This is a genomic window from Chitinophaga filiformis, assembly GCF_900102545.1.
GTDB classification, from domain to species: Bacteria; Bacteroidota; Bacteroidia; order Chitinophagales; family Chitinophagaceae; genus Chitinophaga; species Chitinophaga filiformis.
Genome location: NZ_FNBN01000016.1, coordinates 66786 through 80291, shown reverse-complemented (window position 1 = coordinate 80291; position 13506 = coordinate 66786). Strand labels below are relative to the sequence as shown.

Below are 13506 nucleotides of genomic sequence, written 5' to 3'. Positions count from 1 at the left end.
GCATGAGACAAGGCATTACTATGCTATTCCTGTTATTATCCCTGAAGATCTCGGGACAGGAATTGCAGGCCGTTAACCTGAGAACCGATCATAAAATAAATCCTGCAGGTACTTCTCTTGCCCCTGTACTTAGCTGGGAAATCATTGCTTCTCAAAGAGGATGCATGCAGACGATGTTCCAGATACAGGTAACCGAGGATAGTACATCTATCGGAATAAAAGATACAAGCACCCGTGTTAGGACTTCACAGTCTTATAACGTCAGTGCTCATTTGGCAAACCGTTCCATACTACCTGCGCACAAATATTACTGGCGTGTCCGCATATGGGATAATCATGGTAATGTGTCCCCGTGGAGTGCTGCTGCCTCCTTTACAACAGCGCTTGCCGGTAAGCAGGACTGGGCACAGGCGCAATGGATAGGATACGAGGATATTCCTGATTCTATGCGTGTGGTACCCGGTGTACATGGTGGTGCATTTAAGTTTTATGAGAAACATAAGGGGAAGCAGCGCCCTGTGGTGCCATTGTTCCGTAAGGAGTTTCAGGGTGGTGATCATATTAAAAGTGCATTGCTCTTCATCAGCGGACTTGGTCAGTACGAGGTGAACCTGAACGGAGAGAAACTGGGAGACAACTTCCTGGCGCCCGGCTGGACAGACTATGATGAAACGGTATTGTACAATACATATGATGTAACAGACAAGTTAAAAGCAGGTGGAAATGCACTGGGAGTGATCGTAGGAAATGGGTTCTTTAACGTGAATAAGGAACGTTATAAGAAGTTGTCTATTACCTATGGCATGCCAAGAATGATCTGCAAATTGATGATCACTTATACTGACGGAACGGTTAAGCAGATTGTTTCGGGGAAGGACTGGAAGACGGCGCCATCTCCTGTTACATTTGCCAGCATCTATGGTGGGGAGGACTATGATGCTCAACTGGAGCAAAAAGGCTGGGACCAGTCTTCTTTTGATGATGCACACTGGAAGCAGGCTAATATCGTGAAAGCAACAGAAAAAAGACTGGAACCAGAGCTGGACAATCCTGTAAAGGTGATGGAAATACTGTCCGCAAGGACTGTTACACGGTCCCGGCCAAATGTGTATACGTATGATTTCGGTCAGAATGCATCAGGCATTGTGGAGCTGAAAGTAAAAGGTAGAAGAGGTCAGACAGTCAAACTGATACCTGCTGAATTGTTGAATGCAGATAAGCTATCCAATCAGAAAGCCACTGGTTCCCCGTATTATTTTTCCTATACTCTAAAGGGAGATGGAGAGGAAACCTGGCGGCCTCGCTTTACTTATTATGGCTTTCGTTATGTACAGGTAGAAGGTGCAGCACCTGATACAGCATCTAATACAGGACTGCCGCAGGTCACTCAACTGAATTTCCTGCATACCCGCAATGCCGCTCCTGCCACAGGTAGTTTCTCCTGTTCGAACGAACTGTTTAACCGCATCCATACCCTGATACAGTGGGCTATTAAAAGCAACCTGCAAAGTGTGGCAACGGATTGTCCGCATAGAGAAAAACTGAGCTGGCTGGAGCAGGATTATCTAATGGGGAATTCTATCCGGCATAATTACGATATCTCCCTGCTCTACCGGAAGTTGCTGGATGATATGCGGGAAGCGCAGACAGACAGTGGATTGGTGCCGGATATAGCGCCAGAGTATGTGTTCTTTGATGACAACGGTTTTGGTTTCAGGGATTCTCCGGAATGGGGAAGCGCCTGTGTGATACTGCCCTGGCAATTGTACAAATGGTATGGGGATACGGCAAGCATCCGAAAGGCTTATCCTACCGCCAGCAAATATGTACAATACCTGCAGTCAAAAGCTGTCAATAACATGCTTTCCTATGGCCTGGGCGATTGGTATGATAACGGTCCTCAGCGTCCCGGAGTGGCACAGCTGACGCCGAAAGCCCTGACGGCTACGGCTATTTACTATTACGATCTTGTATTGCTGTCGGAGATGGGCCATATGGTTGGTGATCCGGAAGGTGCAGAAAAGGCCGCCGTTTTGGCTGAGAAAGTAAAAAAGGCATTCAATGCGCAGTTCTTCAATCGGGCAACCAAAGTGTATGCAACCGGTAGTCAGACGGCGATGGCAATGCCTTTATGTGTCGGATTGGTGGATGCACAGTACAGAAAGGCAGTTTTCAGGAACCTGGTAGACTCTATTGAGCAGAATGGCCGGAAGCTCACGGCAGGGGACATCGGTTTCCATTTCCTTGTACAGGCCTTACTGGAAGGAGGCGCTTCTCAGCTATTGTATGAGATGAACAACCGGGATGACGTTCCTGGATATGGTTTTCAGTTGGCTAAAGGGGCTACGGCACTGACTGAATCCTGGGCTGCCCTGGAGCGGGTGTCTAATAATCACCTGATGTTAGGCCACCTGATGGAATGGTTCTATACCGGGTTGGGAGGTATTACTCAGCAGGATCGATCTGTTGCCTATAAAGAGGCGATTATACGACCTGAAATGCTAGGCGACGTGTCTTGGGTTAAAACTTCTTATAAAACGGTTTTTGGGTCTATAATTAGCGAATGGGAGAAAAAGGCAGGTGAATTGACTTTTCATATCGTCATTCCTCCGAATAGCAGGGCGTTGATCAAGCTACCGGCTATGAAAGGTCAGCAGGTGATGGAAGGAATACAAATTGTTGATAAACAAAAAGATATAAAGGTGAAGGGATATGAGGATGGAAGAATTGTATTAACGGTCGGGTCCGGAGACTATAGGTTTATAGTGAAATAAGGATGTTCATCGCTGACAATGGGATGAGCTACTACGCTTTTACCATGCCTTTATCATGCCGTTGATATGCCTTAACATGCCTTTGGGTTAGACCTAAAACACTTAAGATGCTTGTTTGTCATGAAATTACCATGTTGTTTTTGGTTCTTTCCTTGCCTTCTTTCGGGCTGTTTCCCTTGTGGGTTCGATCTGAATTCTATATCTCCATATCACTATACCGCCATCTGGATATCACTTTACCGGCATATGTATATCGATTCGATATAGAGATGTCGGTGAAATGATATGGAAATGACGGTAAAGCGATATGGAAGTATAAAATACATATGCTGGATATAAGCATCTTAATCAGAAGAAAATGCCAGCTTCTATTATCGCGGAAGGTTTGATGTTTTCGAAGGGAATGAGATGTTTACTGAGATGGGATTTTGTCGGGGTATGCATCTGCGTGATGTAATATACGTGAGCGCGAATATACCGGTAACGATTGCGTAAATAAAAAGGCTCGCTTTCTTCTTCAACCGGTCAGATTTTTATAGTTTGTCACGTCAGCTGTATGACTAAATTCCTTGTTATGAAGAAATATGTTCATCTTATTTCCGTACTGCTTTTGTTGCTTTGTGTCTGTGTGCATGGACAGGATACACGTAAGCGTCTTGTGGTAGCACAGGACGGTTCCGGTGATTATCGCTCTATACAGGAGGCGGTGAATGCGGTACGGGACTTTACATATTTTCGCGTCACTATCTTTATCCGGAAAGGCGTGTATCATGAAAAGTTGTGTATCCCTTCCTGGAAATGCAGCATCACTTTAGAGGGAGAGGACCGTGACAGCACCATCATTACTAACAGTGATTACTGGGGAAAGCCCTATCCGGGTAAGGATGCGTCCGGCAGAGATAAATTCGGCACATTTACCTCGTATACGGTATTGATAGCAGGAGATGATATTGTAGCTGAAAATTTGACATTCGAAAATGCCTCAGGACCTGTAGGACAGGCGGTAGCATTGCATGTGGAAGGCGACCGCTGTATCTTCCGTAATTGCCGCCTGTTGGGTAACCAGGATACCTTATATGCGGGAAGAGCAGACAGCAGGCAATATTACCAGGATTGTTATATCACCGGTACTACTGATTTCATTTTTGGTGCAGCAACAGTATGGTTCGAAGGCTGTACCATCCACAGTAAAAGAGATTCCTATATTACCGCAGCTTCTACGACAGCGCGTCAACCATATGGCTTTGTGTTCAGTCGCTGTACATTAACAGCGGACACCATTGCAAAAAAGGTTTACCTGGGCCGTCCATGGCGGCCTTATGCAGCTACGGTGTTCATGTATTGTACACTGGGTGCGCACATTCTGCCACCCGGATGGCATAACTGGGATAAGCCGGAGAACGAACAGACGGCGAGATATGCGGAATATGAGAATACCGGTGATGGCGCAGTTAGCGGTCAGCGGGTAGCCTGGTCAAAACAACTGACCAATAGAGATGCAAAAAATATTACACTCACTAAAGTATTTGGCAATTGGGATCCTTTAAAGCAATAGCAGCGGCGATATGTATTTTCTTTCCATTACACCTTTGCGCACAGCGGGGAAGTTATGTTGTTATACAACCTTCACTGGAGAATACACTGAAAAAATATACAGACCGGTTTAACAGCCTTGATTCGGAGTATGTTGTCAACTATGTGAGTAATGCACAGGCATTCGACTGGCTGAAAACAAATGTGCCTTTACTGGAATGTCCTGACAGCACTATTGAGCAAACCTATTACTACCGCTGGTGGACGTTCCGTAAGCATCTGAAGGAAACGCCGGACGGGTTTATCTTCACGGAATTCATCACACAGGTAAAACATGCAGGTCGATACAATGCACTGAGCTGTGCTTTCGGACACCATGTGTATGAGGGAAGATGGTTGCGGAATAAGCAATACCTCGATCAGTATATCCAATACTGGTATCTGAAAGATGCACAGCAGAAAGTCCCCCGCTTCCATCAGTTCAGCAGCTGGGCTGCGGATGCGGTATACAACCGTTTTCTTGTAGATAGAGACAGTAGCTTTGTGACGTCCCTGTTGCCATATATGGATCAGGATTACCGTTTATGGGAGCAGGAGAAAAGACTGCCCAATGGACTGTTCTGGCAGTTTGATGTGAAAGATGGTATGGAAGAATCTATCAGCGGTGCACGCAGAGAAAAACATACGCGCCCCACCATCAGCAGTTATATGTATGGTAATGCGAATGCACTGACAAAGATGGCTATCATGGCAGGGAATGATACCCTGCGGCAAAGATATGCTGCTGATGCTGCAAAGATCAGGCAGTTGGTACAGGAGCAGTTGTGGGATGATACTGCTGCTTTTTTCAAAGTAAGACAGGCTATCAAAGGCAGTAATGATACCAGATTATCCAATGCACGGGAAGAGATAGGTTTTATCCCCTGGTATTTCAACTTACCTACAGATAAATCCAAATATGCCAAAGCCTGGAAGCAGCTTACTGACACTACTGGTTTTGATGCGCCCTGGGGATTAACCACTGCTGAAAGACGGCATCCTGCTTTTCGTTCACATGGCTCCGGTGGCTGTGAATGGGATGGCGCTATCTGGCCCTTCGCTACGACGCAAACGTTAAAGGGATTAGCACACCTGCTCACTGATTATAAGCATCATGATGGGGTGTCGCCGGCTGTATATTATCGTGCTTTACAGGTGTATGCCCGGTCTCATCAGAAAAATGGAAAGCCGTACCTGGGAGAATATCAGGATGAACGCACAGGCTACTGGCTGAAAGGAGATGATCCGAGGAGTAGTTATTATAATCACTCAGGATTTTGTGATCTGGTGATTAATGATCTGATAGGAATAAAGCCCCGTGCGGATAATAATCTCGAATTATATCCGCTGATTCCGGAAGGGCAGTGGGATTGGTTTATGCTGGAAGGGGTACCGTATCACGGGAAGCTGGTGACGGTGAAGTGGGATAAAACAGGGAAGAGGTATAAAGAGGGGAAAGGGTTGAAGGTGTTTGTGGATGGGAGAGAGGTGTATAGAGGGGGGAAGTTGAAGCGGATAGTGGTGCGGTTATCGGAACGATAGATAAATTTGCTTATCTATGTGACCGCATTCCATTATGCTGGTTCATGTTACAAACATAGTGAATTCACAATTCATAATTCACAATTCATGATTCATGAATCATGAATTATGACTGCGATCTAAATAAGTTTTTAATAATCAATTTGTTGATATTTTTGGACGGAGGTTTTACCTTTGCAGAAAGCATTCGTCCACATGGCCTATACTGTTAACCAAATCGCAGATTTTTTTTATCTAAACTCAATACTAACGCAGGGGATACCATTTCGCCATTAAAGTTGCAGAAGTTAGTTTATTATGCACAGGCATGGCATCTGGTTGCTTTTTTAACGCCTCTTTTTGAAGAGGACATAGAAGCATGGACGCATGGACCGGTTATTCGTAGCCTTTATCGCCGCTTTAAAGATGGCTTACGGGATTCTATTAAAATTGATGCGATAGATTGGGAAGAAGTAACATTTTCTCCGGAAACCGAACAATATTAAAGGAAGTTTATTCCCTTTATGGAGAACATTCCGCTGCTTATTTGGAAAAGCTTACACATAGTGAATCACCCTGGATAGAGGCTAGAAATGGGGCGCCTCTATATCAACGTTCTGAGGCAATAATTACACATGCATCCATGAGAAAATATTATAGTAGTCTGAACGATGAAAAACAAGACTAAACAACAAGGGGTAAATTCCCAATCTACTGTTGAACTCAAACAAAAATTTAAATATATCACTCCAAAGTTGATAAAAGTGATAGATAGAACGTTGGAAACGGAAAGGATAATGTAATCTTTATCTCAACGTGATCTGTTTTTTTTGAAGTGCAGTTGGAAATCTGGCAGAGCCTAATAATATTCTTAAAGAGGGTGGCAGCGCGGTATAAATGGAATTTCCTGACTTAGGTTTGTTATTTAACAAATGAACTCTTTTTATTTTTGAGTAGATAATTTATAATTTCACAGATTAAACTTACTTTGTAGATACGCTTTCGACTTATTAATAAACGGCTTTTATTGTATGAGAGATTACGAAATCAGGGAAGTGCTGAAACAGACACATTTGTTCAAATATTACCATGACGAAAAGTCCCTGGTAGTAGATGAATTGGATATTACAAGCGCTGGAGCAAGGATCGATATTGCAGTAGTTAATGGTCAGTTACACGGGTTTGAAATTAAAGGTGCCAGCGATACACTGAACCGTTTGCCGTATCAAATAGAAGCGTATAGGAAAATATTTGATTATTTAACCATTGTGACAGAAAAAAAGCATTATGGAAAGGTGTCGGAAATAATACCAGATTGGGTCGGAGTAATGCTACTTGATGAAGAAGAAAGCGGAGAGATAACAATAAAGCAAAAAAAAGAAGCTCAATTTAATTCTCAAAAGGATGCTTTCTTTTTGGCAAAACTTTTATGGAAAGAAGAATTACTTTCACTACTTAAAGACTTAAATATACCACATAAAAAAAGCTCAAGGACCTGGCTATTGTGTGAATTAATAGCCAAGTCCATTGAAGTAGAAAAATTATCATTTCTTGTTAGAAATATAATTAAAAGAAGGTCCAATTGGAAGAATATCAAAGAAGCGTTAGTAGCTTAGATATATGTCTGCTGTGTCCAATTCTAACCCACGTTTCTGCATTACCAGGTTTGTCTGTAACTGCTTTGAGAGCGTAATTGTTTATCTCGTTATCTGCCCAGGAGAATGTAGGTGAATCGTATTCTGGCTTCGTTATAAGGCTTTTACAGTGTAAAATGTATTGTCCGTTTCCATCGCGATGATCACTTGGTAATATTCCCCTAAAAATATAGTAGGTATCTTCAGTGGTATATTTAATACTTGCTGTTGATTGAAATTGCATAACTGTGGGATCATAAATTGGATGCTTAATCCCATAATCTCCGTAAGTGACCGGGTGATCGATTTCCTTTTTGATTTGATTCCATATGATTGCCTCAATGCGATCTAATTTGGTTTCACTCCTTGCTGGAATCCGGCTTAAATCTTTTGGAAAAGAACCTGAAGCTACAACAATCTGATAAAACCTTTCAACTGACTTTAAGGCTTTGATATTAGCGATGGCGGAATTCGATAAATGTTGATAGTTGTCGTCATTTGAATGCGCTAAATCAAATAATATGATACATCTATCATATGGTGCCTCAAGATCTTCCATCATGGATGCTATTAATGCATTGAAAGTTCTTGGCTTTGCAAATTCGTTGGTAACCCGGATGCAGAATAAACTTTGATACTCGCCAAGATAATCTTTAACTAGTAAAATATAATCTTCACTACTATCCAATCTTAATACAGGGACTACATTTATATCCTGCTCTCGAAGCTTAGCATAAAGTTCTTCTAATTCTGTTGCATCAGAATCTGTCTCTAAGACTAATGAAGGATCAATCAGAATCTGATTGTTGCAGAAAGTCCAGCTGGCAGTTAGCCGGGTCAATACGGAATCATAACTGTCAGGTAATAATTCAATTACAGGTGATAGAGAATTTTTTTTCATCTGATTTAAGTGTCTCAATGGCTTTAAGTTCTCCTGCTTTTGCTTTTAAGATTGGAAAATACTTCTTGGACATAATTAATTAGAATTAATGTTAAAAAATATGGCAATAATGACTCTATGGTATTTTAAGTAGTTAACAAGATTTCATCATAATGATTTGATAATTAAATTTTTATTATTAATTGTATTGTCAATGGTTATCTTTTATGGTATAGTCGACTTTGCTATTCAAAAGACGTTTCATTTATGAAAAAGTACTCTTTCGCTTTTATGAATTAAAAAAGTAAACTTTCCCTACCTTAGTCCCCTCTTGTAAACCTTAAAAACACAGTTATGAAGAACCCGAAGCGCTTGCTGGTAGCATCTTTGCTGCTGGCTGCCCTCAGCGTGAAGGCACAAAATACGAAGCAAACCTTCGTCAGCAATCTGATCAAACGCATGACCCTGGAAGAGAAGATAGGGCAGCTGAATCTGCTCACAAGTGATATGGACGTAACAGGGCCCTTTATGAAACCGGGATATAAAAAGGACATTGAAGCCGGCTTATGCGGCTCGATCTTCAACGCATATACGGCCCAGTATACCCGCCAGCTGCAGGAGATGGCCATGAAGACCAGGCTGAAAATACCGCTGTTATTTGGGTATGACGTCATTCACGGACATAAGACGATTTTCCCAATTCCGTTGGGAGAAGCCTGTACCTGGGATATGGCCCTGCTGGAACAAAGTGCCAGGATCGCTGCTCAGGAAGCGAGTGCCGACGGGCTGCACTGGACCTATTCCCCAATGGTAGACATTGCCCGCGATCCCCGCTGGGGCCGTGTAGCAGAAGGTGTGGGAGAGGATACCTGGTATGGCACCCAGGTGGCAAAGGCCAAGGTAAAAGGCTACCAGGGATCTGACCTGTCTGCCAACAATACTGTTCTGGCCTGTGTGAAACACTTTGCTTTATATGGCGCTATTGAAGCCGGCCGTGACTATAATACTGTTGACATGAGTCGCCGGCAGATGTACCAGTTTTATCTGCCGCCTTATAAGGCTGCTATTGATGCAGGTGTAGCTACTGTTATGACCTCCTTTAACGAAATAGACGGTACACCTGCCACTGCTAATAAATGGCTGCTGACGGATCTGCTGCGGAAGGACTGGGGATTTAAAGGCTTCGTGGTAACAGACTATACCGCCATCAATGAAATGATCTCCCATGGCAATGTAAAGGACGAATATGAGGCTGGTGCAGCTGCGCTGAATGCCGGTGTGGATATGGATATGCAGGGAGGTATTTTCGCTGGTCAGCTAAAAAAGCTGCTGAAAGATGGAAAAGTGACCCAGAAAGAAATTGACAGTGCAGTATACCGCATCCTGGCGGCAAAATATGACCTGGGCCTGTTCCAGGACCCATTTAAGTACTGCGATACCACCAGGGCAAAGGAGATCATGTCTGCAGAGAACCTGGCCGCTGCCCAGAAAATAGCGGAACGTTCTATTGTATTATTGAAGAATGAAAACCAGTTGCTGCCCCTGAAAAAGGATGCGAAGATCGCATTGATCGGTCCACTGGCCAATAGCCAGCGGGATATGATCGGTAACTGGTCGGCTGCGGGGGACTATAGCAAGGCGGTGACCTTACTGGAAGCGTTGAAACAGCGTTCAGCCAATGTAACTTATGTGCCGGGAGCCTACTATACTGCGGATACCACTTTATTGAAAAGAGCTACCCAGAAATATAGACTGGAGGCGGCCGATACCGCCAATAGCCAGCAAATGCTGGCTGAAGCTGTGGCGCTGGCCAAACAGTCCGACATTGTTGTGATGGCCCTTGGAGAGTCGCAGGGAATGACGGGAGAGGCAGCCAGCAGATCCAATATCAGCATTCCGGAGAACCAGCAACAGTTGCTGAAGGCTGTATATGCCACCGGTAAACCCGTAGTGCTGGTGCTGATGAACGGCCGTCCGATGACACTGGAATGGGAAGACGCACATATCCCGGCCATTCTGGAAACCTGGTTCCTGGGTACGAGGGCAGGTAACGCCATTAGCGCCGTACTGTTTGGCGACTATAACCCCGCAGGTAAGCTGACAATGAGTTTCCCCCGGAATGTAGGCCAGATACCGATCTATTACAATCATAAGAACACCGGCCGTCCGCTGAACCCTGATAATAAATACTCCACCAAGTACCTGGATACAGACAATGAGCCGCTATATCCCTTCGGTTATGGATTGAGCTATACAAAGTTTACCTATGGCGAATTAAAACTGAGCAAACAGCAGATAACGGCGGCAGACAAGCTGCAGGTGAGCATTCCGGTGACTAACAGCGGTAACTATGACGGGGAAGAAGTGGTACAGCTCTATATCAGGGACCTGGTAGGATCAGTGACCCGTCCTGTAAAGGAGTTGAAAGCGTATAAAAAGATCGCCCTGGCTAAGGGAGAGACTAAGACAGTGACCTTTGATATTTCTGTGGAAGACCTGAAGTTCTACGATAAAGACATGCGCTGGAAGGCGGAACCAGGCGATTTTACCGTATTTGTGGGTACTAATAGCAGGGATACGCAGTCGGCAGGGTTCACATTAAAATAATGGCGGATAAGGCAAAAATTAGTTTGATTATTCAAAATTGTTATTACCTTCGCATCGTTATTTCAAATTATGAGCATTAACGTACATACACATCATCACCATCATTTCTTACCACGCAGGTAGGCTGGGATGATTTTATGTATTACATAATAAGATATTAAAACATCATCAGGGGCTTACCAAACGGTAAGCCCCTTTTTGTTTTCACCGAACATTGTTAAAAAACATGAAACTGAGAATTGCCATTCAGAAATCCGGTCGCTTACACGACGACTCAATCAAACTGTTGAAAGAATGTGGTATCGACATCAACAACGGTGTTAACAAGCTGAAAACGGAAGCCAGCAACTTCCCGCTGGAAGTCTTCTTCCTGCGTGATGACGATATCCCGCAATACGTGGAAGACGGCGTGGCAGATATCGGTATAGTAGGTGAAAATGTGATCCTGGAAAAGAACCGTCCTGTGAAGGTGGCGGAGAAACTGGGATTTGGTAAGTGCCGCCTCTCACTGGCAGTGCCTAAATCCGTTGAATATAACAGTGTGAAGGATATGGACAAACTGCGTATCGCCACCAGCTACCCGGTGATATTGCAGAACTTCCTGAATGAACACAACATTACTGCTGAAATCCATGAGATCAGTGGTTCTGTGGAGATCGCTCCTGGTATCGGGCTGGCAGACGCTATCTGCGACCTGGTAAGCAGTGGTTCAACACTGTTCATGAACGGTCTGAAGGAAGTGGAAGTGATCCTGAAATCTGAAGCGGCACTGATTAGCAACAGCAACCTGACGCCAGAGCAGGAAGCACTGTTGCAGAAACTGTTGTTCCGCATCCAGGCAGTAAAGAAGGCAAAGAATAATAAATATGTGCTGTTGAACGCACCGAATGATAAACTGAAGGAGATCATCGCTCTCCTGCCGGGTATGAAAAGCCCTACAGTACTGCCACTGGCAGAAGAGGGCTGGAGCTCTGTACATTCCGTGCTGAATGAAAATGCTTTCTGGGATATTATTGAAAGCCTGAAAGCAGCCGGCGCACAGGGTATACTGGTAGTGCCAATTGAAAAGATGATCATATAATCGTGGGCATTGAAAGCCTGAAGGTAGCTGGTACACGAAGTATTCTGGTAGTACCAATTGAAAAGATGATCATAACCGGGGATCATTGCATTCGTCAAAGATCATTCGTCATTCGTAATAGTTCAACCGTAATTGATTATAACCATGCTTGTATTCGAATATCCAGAACGTGCACAATGGCCGGCATTACTCCAACGCCCGGTTTTAGATACGACAGCGCTGGAAACCAGCGTAGGCAATATCCTCGCCGCTGTAAAACAGGAGGGAGATGCAGCTGTGCGCAGATATGCGCGGCAGTTTGATAAAGTACAGTTAGATGCACTGGAGGTAACTCCTGCAGAATTTGCACATGCCACCAATATACTGGATGCAGATCTGAAAAAGGCGATCCTACAGGCAAAACATAATATAGAAGTCTTTCACAAAGCCCAGCAGGAACAAAGCAGGATCATAGAAACCATGCCGGGAGTACAATGCTGGCGTAAGCCAGTGGCTATTGAAAAAGTAGGCCTGTACATTCCAGGAGGTTCCGCCCCGCTATTCTCCACTATTCTCATGCTGGGCATACCGGCAATGATCGCAGGTTGTAAGGAGATCATCCTTTGTACGCCATCCAATGCGGCGGGTGCAGTACATCCTGCTGTATTATTTGCTGCACAGGAAGTAGGTGTAGAGCGTGTTTTCAAAATAGGTGGTGTACAAGCAATCGGTGCTATGGCCTATGGTACCGAAAGCGTACCACGTGTGCATAAGATCTTTGGTCCGGGTAACCAGTATGTAACCTGTGCAAAACAACTCGTCAATAAAAGCGGTGTAGCAATCGACATGCCTGCTGGTCCATCCGAAGTAGCTGTACTGGCAGATGAAACCTGTGTGCCTGCCTTCGTAGCGGCAGACCTTCTTTCACAGGCCGAACATGGTCCGGATAGCCAGGTACTATTGGTAACGACAGCGCCGGAGATCATCAAGGCAGTACAACAGGAAGTAGCTGATCAGCTGGCACAATTGCCACGTAAAGATATTGCTGCACTTGCGTTGGAGAACAGCCGTATCATTCTTGTGAAGGATACACCTGAAGCGATGGACCTGTTGAATACATATGCACCGGAACACCTGATCGTAGCCTGCAAAGATGATATCTCTATCGCTGATGCGGTGGTGAACGCAGGTTCTGTATTCCTCGGGAACTATTCTCCGGAAAGTGCGGGCGACTACGCCTCGGGTACCAATCACACCTTGCCAACAAATGGTTATGCCACTGCATACAGTGGGGTGTCACTCGATAGCTTTGTAAAGAAGATCACCTTCCAGCGCCTTACACAGGAAGGTCTGCAAAATATCGGTGCTACTATCGAAACAATGGCTGCTGCAGAAGGTCTGGACGCGCATAAGAATGCAGTGACTGTCCGCCTGAAACAAAAGACTCAACTATAAAAT

At 44.5% G+C, this 13506-nt stretch carries 9 protein-coding genes; 8 read left to right on the top strand and 1 reads right to left on the bottom strand.

Annotated features, from left to right (window positions below; genetic code table 11):
- Positions 1-2 precede the first annotated feature (2 nt).
- The 5 genes from BLR32_RS33280 to BLR32_RS33260 all read left to right on the top strand — a co-directional run bounded on the left by BLR32_RS33280 (position 3) and on the right by BLR32_RS33260 (position 7483).
- A complete protein-coding gene (locus BLR32_RS33280; RefSeq protein ID WP_089838978.1) occupies positions 3-2774 on the top strand; it encodes a family 78 glycoside hydrolase catalytic domain in 2772 nt (923 codons plus the stop codon).
- Between the two features lie 574 nt (positions 2775-3348).
- Positions 3349-4329: a pectinesterase family protein gene (locus tag BLR32_RS33275; protein ID WP_089838976.1), complete on the top strand. Its 981-nt coding sequence runs from the start codon at positions 3349-3351 to the stop codon at positions 4327-4329.
- Positions 4308-5888 (top strand): MGH1-like glycoside hydrolase domain-containing protein, encoded by a 1581-nt coding sequence (locus tag BLR32_RS33270; protein ID WP_089838958.1) that lies wholly within the window; start codon positions 4308-4310, stop codon positions 5886-5888. Before BLR32_RS33275 ends, BLR32_RS33270 begins: the two co-directional genes overlap by 22 nt.
- A 278-nt stretch (positions 5889-6166) precedes the next feature.
- Positions 6167-6373 carry a Panacea domain-containing protein gene (locus tag BLR32_RS34295; protein ID WP_218124294.1) on the top strand — a complete coding sequence of 69 codons (207 nt, stop codon included), beginning with the start codon at positions 6167-6169 and terminating at the stop codon, positions 6371-6373.
- A gap of 525 nt (positions 6374-6898) precedes the next feature.
- Positions 6899-7483 carry a sce7726 family protein gene (locus BLR32_RS33260; RefSeq protein WP_089838956.1) on the top strand — a complete coding sequence of 195 codons (585 nt, stop codon included), beginning with the start codon at positions 6899-6901 and terminating at the stop codon, positions 7481-7483.
- Here the strand turns inward: BLR32_RS33260 and BLR32_RS33255 are convergent.
- Positions 7461-8402: a beta family protein gene (locus tag BLR32_RS33255; protein WP_089838953.1), complete on the bottom strand. Its 942-nt coding sequence runs from the start codon at positions 8400-8402 to the stop codon at positions 7461-7463. The two genes, BLR32_RS33260 and BLR32_RS33255, sit on opposite strands and share 23 nt — an antisense overlap.
- Positions 8403-8735: 333 nt before the next feature.
- Here BLR32_RS33255 and bglX point away from each other — a divergent pair, with 333 nt between their 5' ends.
- From bglX to hisD, 3 genes are all read left to right on the top strand, one after another.
- Positions 8736-10988 (top strand): beta-glucosidase BglX, encoded by a 2253-nt coding sequence (bglX, locus tag BLR32_RS33250; RefSeq protein ID WP_089838951.1) that lies wholly within the window; start codon positions 8736-8738, stop codon positions 10986-10988.
- Positions 10989-11214: 226 nt separating this feature from the next.
- Positions 11215-12069: an ATP phosphoribosyltransferase gene (gene hisG, locus BLR32_RS33245; protein WP_089838948.1), complete on the top strand. Its 855-nt coding sequence runs from the start codon at positions 11215-11217 to the stop codon at positions 12067-12069.
- A 144-nt stretch (positions 12070-12213) separates the two neighbouring features.
- Positions 12214-13503 carry a histidinol dehydrogenase gene (hisD, locus tag BLR32_RS33240; protein WP_089838946.1) on the top strand — a complete coding sequence of 430 codons (1290 nt, stop codon included), beginning with the start codon at positions 12214-12216 and terminating at the stop codon, positions 13501-13503.
- Positions 13504-13506 lie beyond the last annotated feature (3 nt).